Annotated in this window: 24 protein-coding genes; 15 read left to right on the top strand and 9 right to left on the bottom strand. The window is 71.2% G+C overall.

The features are described from left to right. Positions 1 to 50 precede the first annotated feature (50 nt). From RM1_RS00790 to RM1_RS00780, 3 genes are read left to right on the top strand one after another with little or no spacing between them, the layout of a single operon-like run. The gene (locus RM1_RS00790) at positions 51 to 1,538 is read left to right on the top strand and encodes a DNA-3-methyladenine glycosylase 2 family protein (protein ID WP_072749673.1); all 1,488 of its coding nucleotides are present in this window, start codon (positions 51 to 53) and stop codon (positions 1,536 to 1,538) included. Next, positions 1,538 to 2,032, top strand: a complete 495-nt coding sequence (locus RM1_RS00785) for a methylated-DNA--[protein]-cysteine S-methyltransferase (RefSeq protein WP_092667797.1) — start codon at positions 1,538 to 1,540, stop codon at positions 2,030 to 2,032. Before RM1_RS00790 ends, RM1_RS00785 begins: the two co-directional genes overlap by 1 nt. 39 nt (positions 2,033 to 2,071) lie before the next feature. After that, on the top strand, positions 2,072 to 3,280 hold the full coding sequence (locus RM1_RS00780) for an AI-2E family transporter (protein ID WP_245815911.1): 1,209 nt from the start codon (positions 2,072 to 2,074) through the stop codon (positions 3,278 to 3,280). Between the two features lie 22 nt (positions 3,281 to 3,302). On the opposite strand, the gene RM1_RS00775 is transcribed toward RM1_RS00780, so the two are convergent. The 3 genes from RM1_RS00775 to RM1_RS00765 all read right to left on the bottom strand — a co-directional run bounded on the left by RM1_RS00775 (position 3,303) and on the right by RM1_RS00765 (position 8,368). Then, entirely contained in the window at positions 3,303 to 4,145 is an 843-nt protein-coding gene (locus RM1_RS00775; RefSeq protein WP_072749552.1) for an NmrA family NAD(P)-binding protein, read from the bottom strand. A gap of 63 nt (positions 4,146 to 4,208) precedes the next feature. Continuing rightward, complete coding sequence (locus RM1_RS00770; protein ID WP_072749551.1) at positions 4,209 to 7,190, bottom strand: AAA family ATPase; 2,982 nt, start codon at positions 7,188 to 7,190, stop codon at positions 4,209 to 4,211. Beyond that, positions 7,187 to 8,368: an exonuclease SbcCD subunit D gene (locus RM1_RS00765; RefSeq protein ID WP_072749672.1), complete on the bottom strand. Its 1,182-nt coding sequence runs from the start codon at positions 8,366 to 8,368 to the stop codon at positions 7,187 to 7,189. The genes RM1_RS00770 and RM1_RS00765 overlap by 4 nt, the downstream gene beginning before the upstream one ends. A 110-nt stretch (positions 8,369 to 8,478) precedes the next feature. Here RM1_RS00765 and RM1_RS00760 point away from each other — a divergent pair, with 110 nt between their 5' ends. Further along, complete coding sequence (locus RM1_RS00760) at positions 8,479 to 9,648, top strand: DNA recombination protein RmuC (RefSeq protein WP_072749550.1); 1,170 nt, start codon at positions 8,479 to 8,481, stop codon at positions 9,646 to 9,648. A 59-nt stretch (positions 9,649 to 9,707) separates the two neighbouring features. Then, entirely contained in the window at positions 9,708 to 10,529 is an 822-nt protein-coding gene (locus tag RM1_RS00755) for a DUF6542 domain-containing protein (RefSeq protein WP_245815909.1), read from the top strand. Positions 10,530 to 10,586: 57 nt separating this feature from the next. On the opposite strand, the gene RM1_RS00750 is transcribed toward RM1_RS00755, so the two are convergent. Further along, the gene (locus RM1_RS00750; protein WP_027501022.1) at positions 10,587 to 11,600 is read right to left on the bottom strand and encodes a 4-hydroxy-3-methylbut-2-enyl diphosphate reductase; all 1,014 of its coding nucleotides are present in this window, start codon (positions 11,598 to 11,600) and stop codon (positions 10,587 to 10,589) included. A 95-nt stretch (positions 11,601 to 11,695) separates the two neighbouring features. On the opposite strand from RM1_RS00750, the gene RM1_RS00745 reads away from it, so the two are divergent. From RM1_RS00745 to RM1_RS00725, 5 genes are all read left to right on the top strand, one after another. After that, entirely contained in the window at positions 11,696 to 12,322 is a 627-nt protein-coding gene (locus tag RM1_RS00745) for a lipid droplet-associated protein (RefSeq protein ID WP_072749548.1), read from the top strand. Next, complete coding sequence (gene xseA, locus RM1_RS00740) at positions 12,319 to 13,593, top strand: exodeoxyribonuclease VII large subunit (protein WP_072749547.1); 1,275 nt, start codon at positions 12,319 to 12,321, stop codon at positions 13,591 to 13,593. The genes RM1_RS00745 and xseA overlap by 4 nt, the downstream gene beginning before the upstream one ends. Further along, the gene (locus RM1_RS00735; protein ID WP_037176321.1) at positions 13,590 to 13,811 is read left to right on the top strand and encodes an exodeoxyribonuclease VII small subunit; all 222 of its coding nucleotides are present in this window, start codon (positions 13,590 to 13,592) and stop codon (positions 13,809 to 13,811) included. Before xseA ends, RM1_RS00735 begins: the two co-directional genes overlap by 4 nt. Before the next feature lie 164 nt (positions 13,812 to 13,975). Next, positions 13,976 to 14,323, top strand: coding sequence for a hypothetical protein (locus tag RM1_RS00730; RefSeq protein ID WP_072749546.1), 348 nt, complete (start codon positions 13,976 to 13,978; stop codon positions 14,321 to 14,323). Then, a complete protein-coding gene (locus tag RM1_RS00725; RefSeq protein WP_072749545.1) occupies positions 14,316 to 14,957 on the top strand; it encodes a Dabb family protein in 642 nt (213 codons plus the stop codon). Before RM1_RS00730 ends, RM1_RS00725 begins: the two co-directional genes overlap by 8 nt. Positions 14,958 to 14,982: 25 nt before the next feature. Here RM1_RS00725 and RM1_RS00720 read toward each other — a convergent pair whose 3' ends face one another. Beyond that, a complete protein-coding gene (locus tag RM1_RS00720) occupies positions 14,983 to 15,552 on the bottom strand; it encodes a DUF4245 domain-containing protein (protein ID WP_072749544.1) in 570 nt (189 codons plus the stop codon). Between the two features lie 100 nt (positions 15,553 to 15,652). On the opposite strand from RM1_RS00720, the gene RM1_RS00715 reads away from it, so the two are divergent. From RM1_RS00715 to RM1_RS00705, 3 genes are all read left to right on the top strand, one after another. Next, positions 15,653 to 16,930: a hypothetical protein gene (locus RM1_RS00715; RefSeq protein WP_072749671.1), complete on the top strand. Its 1,278-nt coding sequence runs from the start codon at positions 15,653 to 15,655 to the stop codon at positions 16,928 to 16,930. A gap of 118 nt (positions 16,931 to 17,048) precedes the next feature. Beyond that, a complete protein-coding gene (gene glpX / locus RM1_RS00710) occupies positions 17,049 to 18,089 on the top strand; it encodes a class II fructose-bisphosphatase (RefSeq protein ID WP_027501030.1) in 1,041 nt (346 codons plus the stop codon). Between the two features lie 90 nt (positions 18,090 to 18,179). Beyond that, a complete protein-coding gene (locus RM1_RS00705; protein ID WP_072749543.1) occupies positions 18,180 to 19,583 on the top strand; it encodes a class II fumarate hydratase in 1,404 nt (467 codons plus the stop codon). Between the two features lie 3 nt (positions 19,584 to 19,586). Here the strand turns inward: RM1_RS00705 and RM1_RS00700 are convergent, their stop codons facing one another. Then, a complete protein-coding gene (locus RM1_RS00700) occupies positions 19,587 to 20,123 on the bottom strand; it encodes an ester cyclase (protein WP_072749542.1) in 537 nt (178 codons plus the stop codon). A 32-nt stretch (positions 20,124 to 20,155) separates the two neighbouring features. Continuing rightward, positions 20,156 to 20,809 carry a L,D-transpeptidase family protein gene (locus RM1_RS00695; protein ID WP_027501033.1) on the bottom strand — a complete coding sequence of 218 codons (654 nt, stop codon included), beginning with the start codon at positions 20,807 to 20,809 and terminating at the stop codon, positions 20,156 to 20,158. A gap of 169 nt (positions 20,810 to 20,978) precedes the next feature. Here RM1_RS00695 and RM1_RS00690 point away from each other — a divergent pair, with 169 nt between their 5' ends. Further along, entirely contained in the window at positions 20,979 to 21,464 is a 486-nt protein-coding gene (locus RM1_RS00690) for a limonene-1,2-epoxide hydrolase family protein (protein ID WP_072749541.1), read from the top strand. A 26-nt stretch (positions 21,465 to 21,490) separates the two neighbouring features. On the opposite strand, the gene RM1_RS00685 is transcribed toward RM1_RS00690, so the two are convergent. Further along, positions 21,491 to 22,069: a hypothetical protein gene (locus RM1_RS00685; protein WP_072749540.1), complete on the bottom strand. Its 579-nt coding sequence runs from the start codon at positions 22,067 to 22,069 to the stop codon at positions 21,491 to 21,493. Continuing rightward, positions 22,066 to 23,967: a DEAD/DEAH box helicase gene (locus tag RM1_RS00680; RefSeq protein WP_245815907.1), complete on the bottom strand. Its 1,902-nt coding sequence runs from the start codon at positions 23,965 to 23,967 to the stop codon at positions 22,066 to 22,068. The genes RM1_RS00685 and RM1_RS00680 overlap by 4 nt, the downstream gene beginning before the upstream one ends. Before the next feature lie 166 nt (positions 23,968 to 24,133). On the opposite strand from RM1_RS00680, the gene RM1_RS26970 reads away from it, so the two are divergent. Then, complete coding sequence (locus tag RM1_RS26970; RefSeq protein WP_269321343.1) at positions 24,134 to 24,256, top strand: hypothetical protein; 123 nt, start codon at positions 24,134 to 24,136, stop codon at positions 24,254 to 24,256. Positions 24,257 to 24,291 lie beyond the last annotated feature (35 nt).

Genomic DNA, 24,291 nt, shown 5'->3' with positions numbered 1-24,291 from the left:
TGTCCGATTCCCGCTAGCGCGGCCGCGCGCGCGCTGCCACAGTGGTGACTGTGACCGCACCGCATCTCGACTTCGACCGCTGCTACCGCGCCGTGTCCTCCCGCGACGCCCGCTTCGACGGGCAGTTCATCACCGCGGTGCGGACCACGGGCATCTACTGCAGGCCCTCGTGCCCGGCGATCACGCCGAAGCCGGGCAACGTCAGCTTCCTGCCGACCGCGGCGGCCGCCCAGCAGGCCGGGTACCGCGCCTGCAGGCGGTGCCTGCCCGACGCCGCCCCCGGCTCACCGCTGTGGAACGTGCGCTCGGATCTCGCCGCCCGCGCCATGCGGCTGATCTCCGACGGGGCCGTCGAACGCGGCGGGGTGGAATCGCTTTCCGCCTCGCTCGGGTACTCGTCGCGGCACCTCACCAGGGCGCTGACGGCGGAGCTCGGCGCCGGACCGCTCGCCCTCGCCAGGGCGCATCGCGCGCACACGGCCCGGCTGCTGATCCAGACCACGGCGATGTCGATGTCGGACATCGCCTTCGCCGCCGGATTCTCGAGCATCCGGCAGTTCAACGACACGGTCCGCGAGGTGTTCGCGGTGACCCCCTCGACGATGCGCACCGAGGCCGCCAAACGCGCCGACGCCCCGCCAGCCAAGGGCACGGTGTCGCTGCGGCTGCCCTTCCGGAAACCCCTCGACGCGGGCTGGCTGAACTGGTTCCTGTCCGGGCACGCCGTCGCGGGCATGGAGCGCTGGTCGGACGGCGAGTACCGCCGAACGCTCAGGCTCCCCCGCGGCTGCGGGGTGGTCGCGCTGCGCGTCCTGCCCGACTACGTGCGGGCCGAGCTCACGCTGCGCGACATGCGCGACCTCGCGCCCGCCGTCGCCCGGCTCCGGCATCTCCTGGACCTGGACGCGGACCCCGAGGCGGTGGACGGCGCCCTCGCCGCCGATCCCGCGCTGGCTACGGGCGTACGGGCGACCCCTGGCATCCGGGTGCCCGGCAGCATCGACGCGGACGAACTCCTGCTGCGCACGATGATCGGGCAACAGATCTCGCTGGCCGCGGCGTCCACCCAGACCGCCCGGCTGGTGGCCGCGCTCGGCGCCCCGGTCGCCGACCCGTACCTGACCCACAGCTTCCCCGGCACCGACACCATCGCCGCACGCGGCCGCGAGGTGCTCACCGGGCCCGCCCGGCGAATCGACGCCGTCATCGGGGTCGCCGAGGCACTCGCCACCGGCGCCCTGACCCTGCACGCCGGCCGGACCGCGGAGGATCTGCGCGCGGATCTGTTGTCGTACAAGGGCATCGGACCATGGACGGCCGACTACGTGGTGATGCGCACCCTCGCGGACCCCGACGTGCTGCTCGACACGGACCTGGTCGTCCGCCAGGGCGCGCAGGCGATGGGCGCCGACCTGGCCGACTCCTCGCGCTGGACACCCTGGCGCTCGTACGCATCAATGCACTTGTGGCGCAGCGCACTTGCCGCACGCGGTGCACTCAATCCCACATCGACCCCCGATACGGAGGACAAGAAATGATCGCCCAGCACGCCACCGTCACGACCCCGATCGGCCCGTTCACCGCCCTCGTCGACGGCGACGGCGCCGTCCTGGCGTCGGGATGGACGGACGACCCCGAGGAGCTGCGGGCGCTGATCCACCCGAGCCTGCGCCCAACCGGACTCACCCGGCTCTGCGACCTCGGCGCCGTCACCCGCGCCGTCGCCGACTACCACCGCGGCGACCTGACCGGCATCGATTCGATCGCCGTCCGGCAGCAGTCGGGCGAATTCCTGGTACATGCCTGGGATGTGCTGCGCACCGTGCCCGCCGGGGACCCGATCACCTACACCGAGTTCGCCGGCCGCGCGGGACGCCCCGCCGCGGTGCGCGGCGCGGCGTCGGCCTGCGCCCGCAATGCGGCCGCGCTGTTCGTGCCCTGCCACCGAGTGCTGCGGACCGACGGATCGCTCGGGGGGTTCCGCTGGGGACTGCCCGCCAAACGCTGGCTACTCGGCCACGAGGAGCGCTGACGGTAGATTCGTCCTTCGATGCCACCAGGAAGGACCATCGTGAGCGATCAGCCCAGCACCTCGACGAGCGGGACCCGGCGATTCCGAGACCGCGGCCAGATACTCGGCCTCGGCGGGATGTGGCTCGCCAAGTGGGCCCTGTGCCTCGTGCTCATCGCCGCCGGGGGCTGGGTGGTGTGGAACATCCTCGGCTACCTCTGGGTGGGGGTGCTCCCCGTGCTGCTGGCCATCGTGGTCTCCACCGTGCTGTGGCCGCCGACTCGGGCGATGGCCGCTCGTGGCGTGCCGCAGGCCGCCGCGGCCGGTATCACCATCGCCGCCTTCCTTGCGGTCCTGGCGGGCATCGTGGCGCTCATCGTGCCGTCGGTCGTCGACCAGTCACCGGAACTGGCGAACAAGGCCAGCCAGGGCATCACCCAGGTACAGGACTGGATCAAGGGCCCGCCCATCAACCTGCAGGACGACCAGATCGACTCCGCCGTCCAGGCGGTCATCCACAAGCTGCAGGCCAGCGCGCAGGCCATCGCCAGCGGCGTCTTCAGCGGGGTCAGCGCCGCGGGCTCGGCACTCGTGACGCTGGTGCTGGTCCTGGTGCTCTCGTTCTTCTTCATCAAGGACGGTCCCCGGTTCCTCCCGTGGCTGCACGGCGTGACCGGCGGCCGCGCCGGGCGCCACTTCGAGGCGGTGTCCATCCGGATCTGGGACACCCTCGGCGGATTCATCCGGACCCAGGCGCTGGTCAGCTTCGTCGACGCGTTCTTCATCGGCCTCGGCCTGGTGGTGCTCGGGGTGCCACTGGCCCCGGTGCTCGCCGTGCTCACCTTCATCGGCGGTTTCATCCCGATCGTCGGCGCGTTCGTCGCCGGTGCCCTCGCGGTACTCGTTGCACTGGTCGCGAAGGGCTGGACCACCGCCCTGATCATCCTGATCATCGTCATCGCGGTGCAGCAGCTCGAGGGGAATGTGCTCCAGCCGGTGCTGCAGAGCCGCACGATGAAGCTGCACGCGGTGATCGTGCTGCTGGCCGTGACCGTCGGCGGCTCGCTGTTCGGCATCATCGGCGCGTTCCTCGCGGTCCCGGTGGCCGCGGTGGCCGCGGTGGTGATCCGGTACATCGGCGAGCAGGTGGACCTCAAGCTCGAGGAGGGCGCCGGCACCGAGCCCGGGCCCGCCGTCACGAACGAGAACGACGACGAACCCGGTTCGGCCGGGCTGGCGACGGCCGAGGCGGAGGCCGGCTCCGCCTGACCGCCGCCCTGCCGTCGGCCGCCTAGGTCGCGGTCACGCGCCCGGGTACCGAGGACCCGTGGAAGCGATCCGTGTGGTCGGCCGTCCACTGGGCGAAAGTCCGTGCGGGACGGCCGGTCACCCGCTCGACGGTGTCGACGACGGTCGTGGAGTCGTCGGTGGGGGTGGCGTACCAGCCGATGACGTACTCGGCGTCCGCCCGCGGAACTCCGGTGGCGACCAGCCGGTCGACTGCCTGCTCGTGGGCGATCGGGACGAACGCGATGTCGCGACCGATTGCCCGCGACAGGATCGCGATTCGCTCCCGCGGTGTCAGCGCCTCGGGCCCGGTGAGGTTGTAGGCCCGTCCCGCGTGGCCGTCCTCGAGCAGTGCGGCCGCTGCGACGGCCCCGATGTCGGCCTCGTGCACCAGCGCGCTGGGGAAATCGTACGGTTCGCGCACGGCACCCTCGGCCCTGATCGACTCGGCCCAGGTCAGCGTGTTGGACATGAACTCCTGTGGTTCCAGCCGTGTCCACTCCACGCCCGAATCCGCAACGGCCTGCTCCACCGGCCCGACTCCCCCGCCCCACAGCACGGTGATTCGCCGAACGCCCGCGCCGACCGCGCGCGGCACCAGCTCGGGACCGACGTCGGCGAGCCCTGCGGTCACGGTGATGTGCAGTCGAGTGACGCCCTCGAGCGCGGCGCCCAACGCCTCCGGCGCGGTGTGCGTGCCTGCCGCCAACTCCACACCCGGCGGCAGCACCGCCCCGGCCGCAGCGGGATCGCGGGTCAGCGCCCGGACATGCTCGCCGCGGCGCACCAGCTCTGCCACCACATGGCGGCCGGTGTTTCCGGTGGCGCCCGTGACCAGTGTTGTCATCGTCGAACTCCTCTCGTCCTCGACGACGCTAAGATCTCAACCACACTTGAGGTCAAGGCCGGATCAGCCCGCGACGACCTCAACGCTCGACCCGGCCCGACCGCGGATCACGTGCAGCCGGCTGGGGATCCGCTGGCGCATCTCGTCGACGTGGCTGACGATGCCGACCACCCGGCCGCCCGCGCGGAGCTCGTCGAGGACGCCCATCACCGACTCCAGGGTCTCCGCGTCGAGGGTGCCGAACCCCTCGTCGATGAACATGGTGTCGAGCACCAGCCCGCCCGACTCCGCGGCGACGACGTCGGCGAGGCCAAGCGCGAGCGACAACGACGCCAGGAACGACTCCCCGCCCGAGAGGGTCTTCGCCGAGCGCACCACCCCGGTGTAGTCGTCGCGGATGTCCAGGCCGAGCCCGCCGCGCTTGCCGCGTGGCCCGGCGCCGTCCGTGTGCACGAACTCGTATCGGCCACCGGACATTCGGCGCAGCCTGGTGGAGGCGGCGATCGCGACCTCCTCGAGCCTGGCGGCGAGCACATAGGACCGCAGCGACATCTTGCGGGCATTCTGTCCGCGCCCGGCGATCACCTCAGCCAGGCCAGCCAGTTCCGCGTGGCGCTGCTGCATCGGGGCCAGCGCCCCGACCTCCTTCGCCAGCTGGGCGACCAGCCGTTCGAGGTCCGCCAGCCTGCGGTCGGCCTCCGACGCGACGGCAATGGTCGAGTTCACCACCGCGTTCGCGCTCTCGACCTCGGCCTCGGCGACCGACGGGTCGACGGCGTCCATCCCGGCGACGGCGGCAACCTCCGCCTCCGCCAGGACCGATTCGGCCCGCACCCGCTGGTCCCGTGCCTGCGCGAGCGCGGCCTCCACAGCCGCCACCCGACGCTCGTCCCTTGTGGCCGCGACCGCCTCGTCCACCGAGTCGAACCCGGCCTCGATCGCGGACCGGACGACCTTCGTGGACAATGCCTCCGCGGTCTCCTGCGCGACGGTGACCTGCACACGCAGGTCTCGCAGTCGCGACACCGCTGCCGCGAGCGCATCGAGCCGGTCGCGACGCGCCTGCGGGCTCTCGTCCACGCCGGAGGCCTCAGCGATCCGCTTCCGGATGGTCTCCAGCTGGTGCACCGTCCCCGCGATCCGCTCGTCGAGGGTCGCGAGTTCGGCGGTGGCGACGCGTGAACGTTCCTGCAGGCCTTCCTGTTCGGCGCGCAGACCGGACAGGCGATCGGCGAGCGCGGGCTCGCGCGCTGCCAACGTATGCGCGTCCGCGTGCGCCTCGGTGGCGGCTGACAGCTCCGCCGCGAGCCGGTCTGGATCACGGTCACCGCCCCGCTCGAGCAGTACCTCGATGGCCTGATCGACCTTCGCGAGGCGCTCGGCCGCGGCATCGACCTCCTGCCCGAGTCGGTGCTCCGCCACTCGGGCGGCGTCCTCGTCGGCCCTGGTCACGACGGCCTCCGACGGCTCGGCCGGGTTCGGGTGCAGCGCCGAGCCGCACACCACGCACGGCTCGCCGTCGGCGAGCCCGGCCGCGAGCTCTGCCGCCATGCCCGCGAGCCGGCGTTCGCGGAGGTCGAGCAGCTGGCCGCGCGCGTCCTGGTGTCGGCTCCGCGCCGCCGACAGCCGGTCCGCGGCGTCCGCCCGGAGCAGTCGCTGCTGCGCGAGGGCGACGGCGGCGCCCTGCGTGTCGGCCGCCCTGCCCCGTGCCTCGTCGAGCGCGGGCAGTGCCGCGACGGCCTGCCGTGCGGCGGCGAGGTCGTCCTCGGCGGCGCGCAGCTGCTCGGGCAGCGCCGTCCGGCGGAGCTCGAGTTCCTCTGCGGCGGAAGCGAGCTCGCGGCGACGCTCGCCGTGCCGGTCCACGGTCTCCTGCAGCGCGTCGGCGACCAGCGACTCGGCGATCAGGTCGTCGAGCCGCGCTACCTCGTCGGTCCAACCTCGGATCGTCGCGGCGATGACGCCGCGATCCTCGGCGGCCTCGGGCCAGGACAGCCGCGCCAGCAGCGCCCTGCCCTCGTCGAGCGCGCCTACGCCCTCGGCCAGGGTGTCCATCAGCTTCGATTCCCGCGCAGCGGTTTCCGCCGCCGAGGTGGCATCCGCACGAAGCTCGGCGATGGGCGCGGCCCGCACCGCCCTTGCGAGTTCCTCGGTCTGCGCGGCCCTCTCGTCCGCGCCCTCGGCGTGCGTGCGCAGCTCGGCCTCGGCCCTGGCGGCTCGCTGCTGCAGACCCCGGATCCGCGTCGCCTCGGTGAGCGCGGCGGTGGTCCGGGTCGCGGCCGCCCTCGCCGTGACGAGTTCCGCGGTGGCGGTGTCCCTGGCCTCTTCCGCATCAGCCCGCAGCTTGTGCGCCCACGTCAGCGGATCGGCGTCGGCGCCCGCCTCGATGCCCGCCGCCGTGGAGACGCGGGCGAGCATCAGGTCAACGGACTTGCGTCCGGACTCCAGCGTCGCGGCGCTCTCACGCCTGCGTTCGGCGAACCAGTCCTCGACGGTGCCGAACCTGGTGGTGTCGAACAGCCGCTCCAGCAGGTCGCCCCGCTCGTCGGTGTCCGCGCGCAGGAATCGCGCGAACTCCCCCTGCGGGAGCAGCACGACCTGGAAGAACTGGTCCGCGCTCATGCCGAGCAGCCGACCGATCTCCTCGCCGATCTCGTCGAGGCGGGTCAGGTTCTGGCCCTGCCCGTCCAGCCAGGTGAGCGTCGCCTTGGCGTTCTCCTTGGTGGTGCCGGTGCCACGGAGCTTGGCCCGTTCGTACTCGGGACTGCGGGTCAGGCGGAGCCGGCGGCCGCCGATGGTCGCCTCCAGCACCACCTTCGGCACCGAACCCGCGCGGGCGTGGTCCGAGAGCAGCCGCTTGCCCTGCTGCCTGGCCCCCGGGACCGTGCCGTACAGCGCGAACGCCACGGCGTCGAGGATCGTGGTCTTGCCCGCACCGGTCTGGCCGTGCAGCAGGAACAGGCCGTCCGCACCGAGGGCGTCGAAGTCCACCGTCGCGGTGTCGCCGAAGGGCCCGAACGCCGAGACCTCCAGGCTGTGAAGTCTCACGCGATCTCTTCCAGGGCCGCCGGTTCGCCGAGCTCGTTCTCGCGGACCGCGGCGCTCAGCGCGCGCTCGACCAGGCGCAGCTCGCTCGCCGTCGGCTCGCCGCGCATGTCGGTGAGGAAGCTGGTGGCGATCTGCAGATCGCTGCGCCCGCGAACGCGCTCCCCATAGTGCAGGTCCGCGCTGCCCTCGGGTCGCTGCCATTCGAGGTGCACCATGTGCGGGAACCTGGTCTGCAGCGTGCGCATCGCGTCCTGCGGCCGGACCGGATCGGTGAGGATCGCCGAGACGTAGTTGCCCTCGTCCGCGGTGAACCGCTCGTCCTCGAGCAGCTCGTCCACGGTTCCGGTCAGCTGGCTCAGTCCGCGCACCACCGGCAGGTCGACGCAGCGCACCTCCGCGAGGCCCGCGGCGTCCAGGTCGGCGATCCAGACCGCCTTGCGGTGGGTCCGCTCGCCGAACGAGTACGGCAGCGGCGATCCGGAGTAGCGCACCCGGTCGGTGAGGGTCTGCGGCGAGTGCAGGTGCCCGAGCGCGACATAGTCGACGCCGTCGAACGCGGAGGCCGATACGGTCTCGACCCCGCCGACCGAGATGGACCGTTCCGAGCCGGTCGCCTCTGCCCCGACGACGAAGGCGTGCGCGAGCAGCACCGCACGCGGCCGGGTGCCGTCGACGGCACGGGCCCCGAGGTCTGCACGGACGCGCGCCATCGCCGCGTCCAGGATCTCGGCGTGTGAACGCGCGGTCGGCACGCCGAGCTCCGCCCTTGTGGTCTCGGGTTCGAGGTAGGGCAGGCCGTAGAAGGCGACCTCGCCGTGCTCGTCCCCGAGCAGGACCGGGCGATCCACCTCGGAGACCCGCGTCATCAGGTGCAGTCCGCCCGCGGCCGAGAAGGCCGAGCCCGCGCCGAGCCGCGCCGGGGAGTCGTGATTGCCGGAGGTGGCGATGATCACCGCTCCCGCCGCGCGGATCGCCTCGAAACCGTTGTTGCACACCGTCACCGCGTCCGCACTGGGAATCGCGCGGTCGTACACGTCGCCGGGGACGACGACCACGTCCACCTCGTTCTCCGCGACGAGGGCCGCGATGGCCTCGAGCGCGCTCGCCTGATCGGCGAGCAGGTCCACGCCGTGGAAGGTGCGCCCGATGTGCCAATCGGAGGTGTGCAGGATTCGCATGCGCCGACCGTAGATCACGGCGCCGACACGATCGATGACGCGCGCCGGGCACGGGCACGAGCCGCGCTCCGCGCGGGAGCTTGTCGGTGCCATCGTGCACCATCTGCCCCATGGACCCCGTCACCGCACTCGGACTGCTCGTCGCGCTCGGCCTCGGCATCGCCGTCGGCTGGCTCTGGCATGCCTCCCGGTCCGGCCAGCACGCGGCGCGAGCGGAGGCCCAGCTCGCGGCGCTGCGGGAGAACGAGAAGACGCTGCGACAGTCCCTCGCCGCGGTGAACGAGGACTCGGCCCGCCGCACGTCGGGCGCGGTCGGCGAACAGGTCTCCCACCTGGTCGGCCCGCTGCACGATGCGGTCGACGCGCTCGCGCACCAGGTCCAGCAGGTCGAACGCAGCCGGGTGCACGCGTATGCCGGGCTGTCCGAGCAGGTCGCGGGCATGCATCGCGCCTCCCAGCTGCTCACCACCCAGACCGGCCAGCTCGTCACCGCGCTGCGCGCCCCGCAGATCCGTGGCCGCTGGGGCGAGATCCAGCTCGAGCGGGTGGTCGAGCTGGCGGGGATGGTCAAGCACTGCGACTTCGACACCCAGGTCAGTGGCGAGGGCGTCCGGCCGGACCTGCTGGTCCGGCTGGCAGGCGGCAAGCAGATCGTGGTCGACGCCAAGGTTCCCCTCGTCGCGTACCTGGACGCCGCGCAGGAAGAGGATCCCCGTACCAGGGACGGTCACCTGACCCGGCACGCCCGACAGCTGCGCACGCATGTCGACCAGCTCTCGGCCAAGGCCTACTGGGCCTCGTTCGATCCGAGCCCGGAGTTCGTGGTGCTGTTCGTCCCCGGTGACGCGTTCCTCGACGCCGCGCTCACCGCCGACGCCGAGCTGCTCGAGCACGCCTTCGCGAAGAACGTGATCCTCGCGACCCCGACCACCCTCGTCGCGCTGCTGCGCACCATCGCACACACCTGGCGGCAGGAAACGCTCTCCCGCGAGGCCGCGACCATCCACCGCCTCGGCCGCGAGCTGTACACCCGGCTCGGGGTGGTCGGCAGCCACCTGGACCGGCTCGGTTCCCAGCTGGGCAAGGCCGTCGACTCGTTCAATCTGACGGCCGCCTCCATGGAGTCGCGGGTCATCGTGACCGCTCGGAAGCTCCACGAACTGGAGGTCGGGGACGGTGAGGTCGCCGAGATCGGGCGGATCGACTCGTGGCCGAGGGCGGTCGGTCTGTCCGAGAACTTGCCCACTAACGGTCGCGCCAACGAGGCGATCGGATCGTGAACGGCTAATGTCTAAGGGTGTCTGCAACCCAACGTGCTCGCTCTGGGGTGCCGCTCGAGATGCGGTCTGTTCTCCCAACTGTGCCCGGCGTGCCCGCGGCGGCCGCCGTTCTCATCGCGGTGGCGGCGACCTTCGTTGGATTCGCCATTGACGCTGTCCGTGGCAGCGAACTGACATCCGCGTTCTCCGTCTTCTACTTTCTCGGCTGCGTCGGCGCGGTCCTCGCGGTCCGCAGCCGCGGCCTGTTCGCCGCGATGGTCCAGCCGCCACTGATCCTGTTCGCGGCCGTGCCGCTGGCCTACCAGTTCCTTTCCACGGGATCCAAGGGCGGGCTCAAGGATCTGATGTTCAACGTGGCGATTCCGCTGGTCAACCGCTTTCCGCTGATGCTGACCACCACCCTCGCCGTGCTCATCATCGGCGGGGTCCGGCTCTACCTCGGTCAGCAGGCAGTCCGCACCCCTGCCCGCACCCCCGCCCGCTCGAGGAGCAAGAGCAGGTCCGCGGAGGCAGGCGCGACCCGCGGCACCGATCGCCCCGCGACCCGACCGCAACAGGCGGCGCGGCGGACCGACCAGCCGCGCACGGGCGCCCAGCGCACCGCACCGGCACCGCGACCGCAGGGGACTCCGCAGCCGCAGCCAGGGCGCGCGGTATACCGGGACCCGGCACCGACCCAGGCGCAACGTCGTCCGGTCCCCCCGCCGCCCGCGCCGGGAAATCTCGGCCGCAGGCCGGAACGCGCACCGAGCCCTGCTACAGCACGGGTGCAGCCCCCGCGCGGCGCCGCCGACCCGTACACCCCCGTGCACCCGATCCCGCAGGTGCGGTACCGGGACCGGGGGGACTCTGCTCACGATCAGCCGCGCGGCAGGTACTGACCCCAGCGGTCCGCGGTCCGACCCCGTGTGGGCCGGACCGGGGCGTCACCGCCCGCGCTAGGAACCGGTGTTGCTCGGCTTGCGCAGCTCGCGCGGCAGCGAGAAGACGAGAGTCTCGTTCGCGGTGGTCACCGGCTGCACGTCGTGGAATCCGTGCTCGGCGAGGAGCTCGATCACGCCGCTGACCAGGATCTCCGGCACCGAGGCACCCGAGGTGACGCCGACGGTGCTGACACCGTCGAGCCACGCGGTGTCGATCTCTCGCGCGTAGTCCACCAGGTAGCTCGCCCCCGCGCCCGCGCCGAGGGCGACCTCCACCAGCCGCACCGAGTTCGACGAGTTCCGCGACCCGACCACGATCACCAGATCGCACTCGGGGGCCATCGCCTTCACCGCGACCTGCCGGTTCTGGGTGGCGTAGCAGATGTCGTCGCTCGGGGGGTCCTGCAGCAGCGGGAACTTCTCGCGGAGCCGGGACACCGTCGCCATCGTCTCGTCGACGCTGAGCGTGGTCTGCGACAGCCAGATCACCTTCGACTCGTCACGCACGGTGATGGCGTCGACCGACTCGGGTCCGTCCACCAATTGAACGTGGTCAGGGGCCTCACCCGCGGTGCCCTCGACCTCCTCGTGGCCCTCGTGCCCGATCAGCAGGATGTCGAAGTCGTCCCGCGCGAAGCGCTTGGCCTCCTGGTGCACCTTCGTCACCAGCGGACAGGTCGCGTCGATGGTCTTGAGGTTGCGCTCGGCCGCCGACTCGTGCACGGCCGGGGACACCCCGTGGGCGGAGAACACCAGCAGCGAGCCCTCCGGCACCTCGTCGGTCTCGTCGACGAAGACGACGCCGCGGTCCGACAGCGTCTCGACCACATGCCGGTTGTGCACGATCTCCTTGCGCACGTAGATCGGCGCGCCGTGCTTCTCGAGGGCCCGCTCGACCGTCTCGACGGCGCGGTCGACGCCCGCGCAGTATCCACGCGGCTCGGCGAGCAGGACGCGCTTGCCGGAGCCGCCCGGAGCAGGGGCGCTGGAACGGGCGATGCCCAGGTTCAGGGGGACTGCGGAAGACATGACACCAGGGTACGGGCAGCCGTGACGGGGTGCCCGATCAGGCACACCGCGCGCCCGGCTACCAAAAGGGGCATTCGTCAGGCAGTCTTAGGGCCATGATTCGTCCCCCTTTCGCTGCGCGGGTCGCTGCCGGGATCGCCGTCACGGTTGTCGAAGAGGTGCAGAAGCTGCCGAACACCGCGGTCGCGCTCCCCATGACCACGATCAGCCACATGCTGCAGACGACGATGCGCGTCCAGCAGTCCATGACGGCGCTGGCGATCAAGGGCGATCAGGCGTTCTCGATGTTGTTCCATCAGGACGAGGAGCAGCCGGAGTGGGCGGTCTTCGACGAGGACGCCGCGCCCGCGCCGTCGGGCGGTGACGGGGCGGCGGCCAAGCCCGCGAACCAGGGCCGGTTCGCGCTGTACTCCATGCAGCCGGAGTCCGAGCCGGACGCGCCCGCGGCGACGCCTGCCACCACCGCCCCCGAGACCTCGGCCGCGAAGAAGTCCGCCAACGGCGCGCCCGCGTCCCGGCAGTCCGAGCCGGCACCGAAGCGGCCCGAGATCGCCGAGTACCTCGACTACGACAACCTGACGCTCGCCCAACTCCGGGCGCGGCTGCGGACGCTGTCGGTCGAGGAGCTCGATACCCTGCTGGCCTACGAGAACGCCGCCCGAGCCCGTGCCCCGTTCCAGACCATGCTCGGTAACCGGATCACCAGCGCCAAGGCCAAGTGAGCTCCGTCCAGCCGAGCCAGACGGGCGCGTCGACCTCGAACTCGCCCGAGCACCCGTGGCCGGTGCGATCCGTCGCGACCAAGGTCTCGCAGTGGATCGACCGCCTCGGCAGCATCTGGGTCGAGGGCCAGATCACCCAGATCAACGTCCGTCCCGGCACCCGCACCGCGTTCCTGGTGCTGCGCGACGCCTCCGTGGACATGTCGCTGTCGGTGACCTGCTCCCCCGCGCTGATCCGCGATTCCCCGGTGCCGCTGACCGAGGGCAGCCGGGTCGTGATGTTCGGCAAGCTGTCCTTCTACACGGGTCGGGGAACGGTATCCCTGCGCGTCACCGAGATCAGGGCGGTCGGGATCGGCGAGCTGCTCGCCCGGATCGAGCGGTTGCGTGCGCTCCTCGCGGCCGAGGGCCTGTTCGACCCGCGGCTCAAGCGGCAACTGCCGTTCCTCCCGCACACCGTCGGCCTGATCACCGGGCGGGCCAGTGCCGCCGAGCGTGACGTGCTCAGCGTCGCCGGAAAACGTTGGCCCGCAGTCCAGTTCGAGATCCGCAACACCGCGGTGCAGGGTCCGACGGCAACCGCGCAGATCGTCGCGGCGCTGGCCGAGCTCGACTCGAACCCGGCGGTGGAGGTGATCGTCCTCGCCCGCGGTGGCGGCAGCGTCGAGGACCTGCTGCCGTTCTCCGACGAGACCCTGTGCCGGGCGATCGCCGCGTGCACGACCCCGGTGGTCAGCGCGATCGGCCACGAACCGGACAACCCCCTGTGCGATCACGTTGCCGACGTCCGGGCCGCGACGCCGACCGATGCCGCCAAGCGAGTGGTCCCCGACGCGGTCGCCGAGCAGGCCCTCGTCGCCGAGTTCCGGGCGCGCGGCGCGGCCGCCCTGCGGAACTGGGTGGCGCGCGAGGCGCGGTCGCTGGCCGACCTGCGCAGCAGGCCGGTGCTCGCCGACCCGCTCGCCGCCGTCGACCGGCGGGCCGAGGAGATCGGCCGACTCCGCGAGGCGGGCAGGCGCGACGTCAGCCGGCTGGTGGCAGGTCAGGCCACCGTCGTCGAACACCTCGCGGCCCGGCTGACCACCCTCGGACCGGCGGCGACGCTGGCCCGCGGGTACTCGGTGGTGCAGAAGATCGTGCCCGGGTCGGATCCGGAGGTGCTGCGTTCGGTGGAAGACGCCCCGCCCGGTACCCAGTTGCGGGTGCGGGTCGCCGACGGCGCGGTCATCGCCGCCGTCATGGGTAAGGACAAGTCAGGAGAAGCACAGTGAGCCAACCGGTATCGGAGCTCGGCTACGAGGCCGCGCGGGACGAGCTGGCCGACGTGGTCAAGATGCTCGAGCAGGGTGGCCTCGACCTCGACCACTCCCTCGCGCTGTGGGAGCGGGGCGAGGCGCTGGCCAAGCGCTGCGAGGAGCACCTCGCCGGGGCGAGGGCACGGGTCGAGAAGGCGCTCTCGCACGCCGACGACGAGGGCGATCCGCGGTAGCGCGGAGCGGGGTTGACACTTCCGGATTCCACTCACAGTCTGCTGCTTCGATGCGCGAAACCTGTCGAATTGGGCACAAAGTGTGCGCTCGGTCCGCTGAGCGAACTCCCGATGAGCGGGAGCGCCCGCTGCCCCCATCGCCGGAGAATCCCTAGCCTCGGCCCATGGCAGGCGAAAAGGTGTACGTCATCGACCGGGTGGTCACCAAGCCCGGGCGCGCACGGGAATTCGTCGACGCGTACCTCGCCGAGTACGCCCCAGGAGCCCGCGAGCGGGGCATGACTCTCGAGCATGTGCTGGTGAGCCCGCCGGTCTGGTTCGACGACGAGTCCAACACCATCACCCTCACCTGGGCCCTCGCCGGGGCGGACGGGTGGTGGCGGATGACGTGGCAGGGGCGCCCGGACCCCGCCCTCGGGCAATGGTGGGCGCGGATGGACGAGCTGGTGCTCGAGCGCACCCGCACGATGGCTGCCGCAGCACACGACGTGGACGGGTTGACCGATGTTTAAGATCACCAAGCTCATTCACCACCGGCCCGACATCGATGACGGCGCGCGGGCACGGCTGGCCGAGGGCCTGCGCCGCACCGCGGCCATGGCGGGCGCGCACCGCGCGCTGATCCAACCGACCCTGCCCGGCGTCCGCAATGGCGGCGACCTGATCGTGCATCTGCAGTTCGACGTCGAGGAACAGTGGCGGGCAGCCGTACCCGCCGTCGATGCGCTCCTCGATCCCGCGGTCGTCGCGCACGTCGACGGCGTCGAGTACCGCGGCGAGCCGCGCGGACGGCTCGAGGCCGGAGCCGAGGGCGGGGTGTACCGGACGCTGTTGCTGCGGGTGGATCCCGGCACGGCGGACACCGTGGTGGAGCGATTCGAGGCCGAGCTGCTCCGGATGCCCCGCCATGTCCCGGCGATCCGCGCCTGGCAGCTCAGCCGGGTGTCGCGGGCGGAGGGCGCCTCGCCGTGGACGCACGTGTGGGAACAGGAGTTCACGGACCTGCAGGGACTGATGGGCCCCTACCTCGCGCACCCCGTGCACTGGGCGTACGTCGACCGATGGTTCGACCCGGAGTGCCCGGACGTGATCGTCCGCGACCGGGTCTGCCACAGCTTCTGCGCGCTCGACGGTTCGGCCGTCTAGCAGCGGACCGGGCGGATGGCCCGGGTCAGGGCGTGAGCGGCTGGGCCGCGTCGACGGCCGTGGCGAGCTCGGTGAACTCCTCCGTCGTGCCACTGCCCTTGATGAGGACCCGGACGTCGCCGAAATCGGTCACCCAGATCGGCTCGCTGCCCTCCTCGGCATACTCCACCCACCGATCGCCCGCGACCGGGGCGACACCCGTCGGGCTCCGCAGGTCGCCTGCGACCCAGGGCACCAGCGCCTCCTCGGTCGCCTCGCTCTGGCTCAGCTGCAGGTAACGGCCCTTCGAGGTGATGTAGCCGACGGTGGTCACGTCGCCGCCGCCGTTGCTGCCCGCCACGCCGCGGCTGCCGGAGTTCGGCTGCCAGTCCTCGGGCACGGCGGGGTCGCGGACCGGGAACCCGAGCACACCGGCGTCGTACTTGAGCGAGGCGTTGACGTCGAAATGCGGCACCGGCCCGGAGGAGGGACCGCCAGGGCTGAACTCGCAGCGGCTCGCGATCCCCGCGATGATCAGGCAGATCAGAACCAGCGGGATCATCGACCACATCATGTCGCGGTTGTTCTGCAGAATCCGGGGTTTCTTCTCGGCCACGCAGCTAGTATCCCAGCCGCGCGTCGGCCGAGGTCCAGCGGTTCCCACCGGGGAGCGAAAGCACCACCACAAATAAAATATATGTTGTTAGATGTCCGGCATGCGTTCGAGGATCTGCATCCGCCCGCCTGCCGTTCGCGCCGCAACGATCCGCGGGGTGGTCCTCGCTCTCGGACTCGCCGCCGTCGCAACGGCCGCGCCGCAAGCAGCGCTCGCCCAGCCCGTCGGCTATGCCGCGCTGCTCGACATCACCCCTGCCAACGCGAAGGCCGAGCAAGCGGGTGGGCTCGACCCCCGGCTGCCTGCCGACCCAGCCGTCCTCGGCGACGCGCTCGGCGATGCCCGGGCGGCAGGCGTGACCCCCGACCGCTATTCCGCACTGCTGCACCAGTACTGGCTCGCCCGTAGTGCCAGGGCGGCGGGCATCGACCTGGCCTCCTGGGACCCGAACACCGGCCTCGCCGCCAACGCGACGCTGGTGGACCGGGTGTACGAGAACTACGGCCGGTACCAGCGTGCCCGCGCCGAGCTGTACTGGGCCGGGATGGCGGGGATGGCGGGGGCGTCCTTCACCGGCGGCTTCTGGGACCTCGACATGGGCCGCGCGGCGCTCGGCGTCGACGCCGTCCGCGGCCTCGGCGGCGCGGTGGCCGCGGCCACCGGTGCGCTACCCGAGGCCGCGACGGCGCTGCTGCCGCCGGACGCCCGGGTGCTGGCGACCGTCGGCCCGCGAGTGACCGCGCAGGATCTGGACTGGTACCAGAAGCGCCTGCTGATCATGCAGAAGCACATCTTCTTCGACATGGTGCCGATGCACGAGGCCTACCTCGCGGGCGGCCGGACCGCCGTCGACGAGCTCGACGCGGCCGGCCTGCTCGACGACAACGCGAGGGCCGCGTGGGTCGGCATCTACTCCGGCACCCCGGCCGGCTACGCCGACGCCATGGTCCGGATGGCGGACCGGGAGCAGAACCAGGTGGTCGCCGACCAGTGGGATGCCACGTCGACGGCGCGCGGTGGCGTCGCCCGGGCCCTGACCTATGTGACGACCATCGCCGCGAAGCCCTCGGTCCCCGGATCGCGGGCCGCGGGGGTGTTCGCCCCGGTGTCGGTCACCGGTGAGGTCGGCGGCGCGACCTACCGGCTGCGGGCGCCGCTGCCCGACTTCAACTGGGCGGATCGCGGACCGCGCTGGACGTACATCGCCGGGGACATCGCGGTCGCGTACCGGCGCCTCGCCGAGGATCGACCGGGCGTGGCCGACGCGCTGCTCGCCCAGCCGTTCCGCCAGTTCGCCGACCAGCAGCGGGCCGTGCACCGCGCCCCCGACCTGCTCCACGACCTGAGCACGGGATGGTCGCTCGAACGGCAGCCGTAGCCCAGCCTCATCAGCGGGCCACCGGTGATGAGACAATCACGCTCGAGTCGAAGACTGACTTCCCCCGACGGAATCTATGGCGGCGCCCGCACGCGCCTGCCACTAGGAGGCACCGCACATGACGGCCAGCACCCCATCGAGTCGCCGCGAGGCGCCGGACCGCAACCTGGCGATGGAGCTGGTCCGCGTCACCGAGGCGGGCGCGCTGGCCGCGGGCCGCTGGGTCGGCAAGGGCGACAAGGAGGGCGGCGACGGTGCCGCCGTCGACGCCATGCGTCAGCTCGTGAGCAGCGTGTCCATGCGCGGCGTCGTAGTGATCGGCGAGGGCGAGAAGGACGAGGCCCCCATGCTCTACAACGGCGAAGAGGTCGGCAACGGCGACGGCCCGGACTGTGACTTCGCGGTCGACCCCGTCGACGGCACCACGCTGATGTCCAAGGGCATGCCGAACGCGATCTCCGTGCTCGCGGTCGCCGAGCGCGGCGCCATGTTCGACCCGTCCGCCGTGTTCTACATGGAGAAGATCGCCGTCGGCCCGGACGCCGCCGACGTCATCGACATCACCGCGCCGGTCGCCGAGAACATCAAGCGCATCGCGAAGGTCCGCAAGTCCTCGGTCTCCGACGTCACCGTCTGCATCCTGGATCGCCCCCGGCACGCGCAGCTGATCTCCGACGTCCGCGCGACCGGCGCCCGGATCCGGCTGATCTCCGACGGCGACGTGGCAGGCGCCATCGCCGCGGCCCGCCCGGACTCCGGCACCGACATGCTGATCGGCATCGGCGGAACCCCCGAGGGCATCATCGCCGCGGCCGCCATGCGCTGCATGGGCGGCGCGCTGCAGGGCCGGCTCGCCCCGACCGACGATGCCGAGCGCCAGAAGGCCATCGACGCGGGCCACGACCTGGATCGGGTGCTGCTCACCGAGGACCTGGTCTCCGGCGAGAACGTTTTCTTCACCGCGACCGGCGTCACCGACGGTGACCTGCTGCGCGGCGTCCGCTACAGCGGCGGCGGCGCGCACACCCAGTCGATCGTGATGCGTAGCAAGTCCGGCACCGTCCGGATGATCGACGCCTACCACCGCCTGTCCAAGCTGCGCGAGTACTCCTCGGTCGACTTCGACGGCGACCCGGACGCCCAGTTCCCCATGCCCTGAGGCGCTACGCGCCTGTGCGCGATTTGTACCCCGGTTGGGGTACAAATCGCGCACAGGCGGCGAAGCCGCTTCGGTGGCAAGCTGCTAGGTATGACTGAGAACGCCGAATCGCAGTTCCGCATCGAGCACGACACCATGGGCGAGGTCCGGGTCCCGATCGACGCGCTGTGGCGGGCCCAGACCCAGCGCGCTGTGGAGAACTTCCCGATCAGCGGCCGCGGCCTCGAACGCGCCCAGATCCGGGCGATGGGCCTGCTCAAGGCCGCCTGCGCGCAGGTCAACAAGGACCTCGGCCTGCTCGACGCCGTCAAGGCCGACGCCATCATCTCGGCCGCCAACGAGATCGCCGACGGCAGGCACGACGACCAGTTCCCGATCGACGTGTTCCAGACCGGCTCCGGCACCAGCTCCAACATGAACGCCAACGAGGTCATCGCGTCGATCGCGAAGGCGAACGGCGTCGAGGTGCACCCCAACGATCACGTCAACATGTCGCAGTCCTCGAACGACACCTTCCCCACCGCCACCCACCTCGCGGCCACGGAGTCCGCGGTGAAGGCGCTGATCCCCGGGCTCGATCATCTGCGGCTGGCGCTGTTCGACAAGGCCTCCGAATGGAAGTCCGTCGTCAAGTCCGGTCGGACCCACCTCATGGATGCGGTGCCGGTGACCCTCGGGCAGGAGTTCGGCGGCTACGCCCGACAGGTCGAGGCAGGCATCGAACGGATCATGTCCGCCCTACCCCGGCTCGGCGAGCTCCCGATCGGCGGCACCGCGGTCGGCACCGGGCTCAACGCCCCCGACGGGTTCGGCCCGATGGTGGTCGCCGAACTCGTCAGCGCCACCGGGATCGACGCTCTCTCCCCGGCGCGCAACAGCTTTGAGGCTCAGGCCGCCCGTGACGGGTTGGTCGAGGCGTCGGGCGCTCTGCGGACCATCGCGGTCTCGCTCACCAAGATCGCGAACGACATCCGCTGGATGGGATCGGGCCCGCTGACCGGGCTCGGCGAGATCCGACTCCCCGACCTGCAGCCCGGCTCGTCGATCATGCCGGGCAAGGTGAATCCCGTTCTGCCGGAAGCGGTCACGCAGGTGGCCGCGCAGGTCGTCGGGAACGATGCGGCCGTCGCCTGGGGCGGCGCAGCCGGCGCCTTCGAGCTCAACGTGAACATCCCGATGATGGCCCGCAACCTGCTCGAGTCATTCCGCTTGCTCGCCAACGTCTCCCGACTGTTCGCCGACAAGTGCGTCTCCGGCCTCGTCGCCAACACGGAGCACCTCAGGACGCTCGCGGAGTCGTCTCCGTCGATCGTGACGCCACTGAACTCCGCGATCGGCTACGAGGAGGCCGCCGCCGTCGCGAAGGAGGCACTCAAGGAGCGCAAGACGATCCGCCAGACGGTGATCGACCGCGGGCTGGTCCCCGAGAAGCTGACCGAGGCGGAACTCGACAGCCGTCTCGACGTCCTCGCGATGGCGAAGGTCGAGGAGTAGCCGTCAGACCGGCCGCGCCTTCCTGGCACGGCGCTTGGCCCACAGCATCCGCGTCAGGTAGGCCGGGCTCGGCTCCAACCAGCCGAGTTGCTCGGCCATACCGAGATCGTCGCGGGTGGCCCAGTGCTCGATCACCAGGCCGTTCTCGATTCGAACCCAATGCGATTGGGCGACAGCGAAACTCCGGCCAGTAGGCGGGAAGGCCCCGGCGACGGCGCCGCTCTCGTCGAAGTTCAGGAACAGTCCGACGTGGCGACCGCTCATGGTCACCTCGACCGCGACGAGGTCACCATCCGCCACCACGTTCCGAATCTCGAAATGCAGGTCCGCGAACGGCTGGCGCAGCCAGAGCGCGGTCGCATGCCAGGAAGCGGGTCCGGGGACCCGGGTGTGCGGGGGCTCGGTCTTGGTCTCGTGATTGAGGGCCTCCGGATGAATGATGGCGTCGAAGTCCTCGCGGCCGCCCGCGGCCACGAACTCGATACTGCGCACGGCAATCGACTTCGCGTCCGCCGAGGGGGTGGATCGATCGCTGTTCACTCCGGCCTCCCTGGCAGTCGACGGGACCGCGCTCAGTCCGCGATGGCGATGACCGCGCCCGGCTGCAGCCACCGGATCAGCCAGACCAGTGCGCCCTCGCTCACCGCGACGCAGCCCAACGTGGGCTCACCATTCGAGACGTGCAGGAAGAAGGCACCGCCGCCGCCCGGCACCCGCTCCTTGTTGACGCCCATCACCACCGCGTAGCGGTACGCGGGGATCTCCAGCTCCTCGCTGGCCGACTCGTCGAAGGCGCAGGACCCCGGGGCGCAGACCTGATGCGTGTTGTAGGTCGCGCTGTCCGGGTCGCCGTCCCACCAGTCGTTCGGACCCACCTTCCGGTACGGCAGGCCGCCGCCGGGGTTCCCGGCCGTGCCGAAGGCCGCGTCCAGGCTGAACACGCCCTCCGGGGTCGCGGGCACGCCGTCCCTGGCAGCATCCGTGAACCCGTCCGCCCCGACCTTTGCGGGCAGGGTCGGGGAGATGCGGTGCCAGCCGAGCGGGGACCGCTGCCAGGCCTCCAGGGTGGCGTCCGAGCCGCCCGAACCACGGACGGCGATGACCTGAGTTGCCCCGCCGACGGCCCCGTCGAACCAGGGCCCCTGAGCCAGGGCGTGCGGCGCACAGAGCAGCGCCAGCACCGTTGCGATGACGGTCGAGAGGATCGCGCTCGCCAATTTGCGCACACCACATGGTGTCCCGCGAGGCACGCGTGGTCAAGCATCCGGCCGATTCGGGTTCGGTGGCGGACGAGCAGCAGTCGCCGAACTCGGCGGCTGTCCGGCCCTCCTCCCGGCGCGCTCGACCGGTACGGTCGGGACACCGTCCACTGACCACACGAGCGATCGGATCGACATGAGTCTGGTAGACCTCGAATCGAGTTCCGTCGACACACCCGCCGACGTCCTGGTCGTGCGCGAGTTCCTGGCCGCCCTGGCCAGGACCGATGTCGACACCGCGGCCGCGTACCTGCATTCCGAGATCGCCTGGCACAACGTCTCGCTGCCGATCCTGCGCGGATACCCCCTGGTGACCAGGGTGCTGCGGCAACTCGCCCGCCCCGGCCTCCGATTCGACGTGATCATGCACCACGCTGCGGGCGAGTACGGCATGGTCCTCACCGAGCGCACCGACCTGCTCGGCGTCGGACCGCTCAACGCCGAGTTCTGGGTGTGCGGCACGTTCGAGCTGCGCGACGGCAAGATCGCGGTCTGGCGGGACTACTTCAGCATCCGCGACGTCGTCCGCGGCATCCTGGTCGGCGCGGCCAGGGCCGTGACCGGCAGGCGTGGCGGACGCGGCACCGGCTACCTCAGCGAGGTCACCGCGCTGCGCGATTGAGAAGTCGGCGTCCGAACAGCTGCCCGTCAACCGTAGAACGACTCCGGGTCCACCTCGGCCAGGGCGATCCAGTCCCGCCGCCCCCGCGACCCCGGACCAGCCGAGCCGACGGCGACCGAGCCATCGGACCGCAACCGGACGGCCAGCGCCGGTTCCTCGTCGATCAGCTGGACGAGGGCATACACGGTCGCCAGGTGGTGCAGGCATGGCGCCCGGCGACCCGTGCAGGCACACGTCGCCCCGCACTCCGCCGGTGTCGCGGCGACCACGATGCCCGCCCCCTGCAGCTGCGCCACCAACGCGTCCGGGAGATCACCCGACGCGCCGCCGTCGCTGAGCCCCGCCCCGCCGAGTACCTCGCGCACCCGCACCAACGCATCCGCATCCCAGCGCGGCACATCGACGGTGATCGCGTAGGACTTCTGCTTCACCACCACCTCCGCGTCGACCCGGCCCGCCGATACGTCCGTTAGGGTCACCGCGCCACCCCTGGCCAGTCTCCGCGCGTGGGGCAGCTGCGCATTCGGCGCCGAGGCGGCCGTCGACTCGATCGTGCGAAGCCAGACCCGCCCCCACGCCGTTGCGCCGAACTCTGCTGCCGTCATCGAGCACCCACCGCGTCGAGGTCGAGCAGCGAGCGCAGCTCGTCGTCGGCCAGCTCAGCCAGCTCGACCTCCGAGTTCCGCGAAATCGATTCCGCCAGAGCGCGCTTCGATTCGTGCATCGAGGCGATGTGGTCCTCGATGGTGCCGCCGGTGACGAGGGAGTACACGTTCACCGTTCGGCGTTGGCCGATCCGGTGCGCCCGGTCCGTGGCCTGGTCCTCGACCGCGGGATTCCACCATCGGTCGTAGTGCACGACATGGCTGGCCCGGGTCAGATTCAGGCCGAATCCCGCCGCGCGCAGACTCAGGATGAGCACGGGCGGCGCGTCGGGACCATCCTGGAACTCTTGGACCATCCGGTCCCGCGCCCGTGCGCTCAGACCACCGTGCAGGAAGGGGATCTCGCCGACCCCGAGCTCGGTCGTCAGGTGCGTCGACAACAGCTCCCCCATCGTGCGGTACTGGGTGAACACCAGGGCCCGGTCCCCGTCTTCGACTATCTCCGAGAGCATTTCGGCAGCCCGGTCGAACTTGCCCGACCTACCGCGCAGCGCGCCTCCGTCGCCGAGGAGCTGTTCGGGATGGTTGCAGACCTGCTTCAGGGTGGTCAGCAGTGCGAGCACGTTGCCGCGCCGGGCGATTCCACTGCCGAGCCCCGCGTCGAACGCGCGCTCCACCGCGTGACGGTACAGCCGAACCTGCTCGTCGGACAGCGTGCACGCGACGGTCGAGTACTGCTTGTCCGGTAGCTCGGTGGCCACCTCGGCCTTGGTACGCCGCAGCACGTGTGGCGCGATGAGTGCGCCGAGCCGCGCCGCAGCCGTCGCCGATCGTCTGGACTCGATCGGGACGACGAAGCGCTGACGGAAGCGTGCCCTGGTACCCAACAGTGCCGGGTTGACCGCGCGGAAGATCGACCACAGGTCGTCGAGCCGGTTCTCGACCGGGGTTCCGGTCACGGCGACCCGAATCCGCGCGGACAGCCGCGCCGCCGCCCTGGCCGCGAGGGAATCGGGATTCTTGATCTGCTGCGCCTCGTCGAATATGACAGCGTCCCACGTCACTTCGCCCAGTCGGTCGACGTCCGAGCGCAGCAGTCCGTAGCTGGTCAGTACCACGGTCCCCGGGCTCACCGTCGCGGGCAGAGCCCTGCCCCCGCCGTGATGGACGATCACCGGGACGTCGGGGGCGAACCGCGCGAGCTCGCGACGCCAGTTCCCGACCACCGAGGTCGGGCACACCACGAGATGTGGACCCCGTTCGTTTCGGGTGGCGAGCACGCAGATGGCCTGCAGCGTCTTGCCGAGCCCCATCTCGTCGGCGAGGATGCCGCCGCCCACCTCGTCGAGCGCCAGGAGCCAGGCGACCCCCTGGACCTGATACGGCCGCAGCGTGGCGCGGACATGGGCCGCCGCCAAATCGTCAGTGGTCCGTGCCGCCGAGATGAAGCTGTTCAGCGAGGCGAGCGCGGCCGGGATCGCCGACTCGTCCTCGTTCGGCACGGCGTGGGCCGCGGCGGGCATCTGCGCGGCGAGCTCGGCGCGCCGGTCCCCGCTCGCTGCCTGGTCCCCGCCCGCGAGATGCGCGGCCGCGCACCACGAGCGGACGGATCTCCCCGCGCCCTCGCCCGGGTCCATCGCCCGCAATGCCGGCAGCGCGTCCACCAGATCGACCAATCGCGCATCGACCGTGCGCGGCGCGACGGCACCGCCGACTGGAACCGCAAACCGGCAGCTGGCCGCCCGGCCCTGCGGCAGGCCCAACCGAGCCAGCTCGGCCGCCACGTCATCTGTGCCCCACCACGCCATCGCCCCGAGAACCGGGACGAAGGTCGCCTGCAGCAGACGCGGGTGAACCCAGTCCGAATCCGCGTCGATCATTTCGCTCTCACCGTGCACGCCCGCCGATGGTACGTAGACCGCTGCGGTGCGCGCCAATGATCCGGACCATGAAAAGCCCTGGTGAGGTGTGTTCATCCCGACATTGACGGGTGTCGATCCGGCGTGTCTGCCTACCAATAGAATTCACCGGATCGACTCACGATCCGGTATCGAAGGGACCACGATGGAAAAGCTCCGCAACTACGGCCTGCTCATCAAGTACGTCGCCACCACCCAGTGGCGCAAGCTCCGCGGCACGGACAAGACGGCTCAGGCGCCGGCTCAGGACCAGTCCCCGCAGCAGTAGCAGATGGGGAGGCCCGAGACCGGGCCTCCCCACCC

Source organism: Rhodococcus maanshanensis NBRC 100610 (assembly GCF_001894865.1).
Taxonomy (GTDB): Bacteria; Actinomycetota; Actinomycetes; order Mycobacteriales; family Mycobacteriaceae; genus Rhodococcus_G; species Rhodococcus_G maanshanensis.
This window is presented reverse-complemented; position numbering and strand designations above follow the sequence as displayed.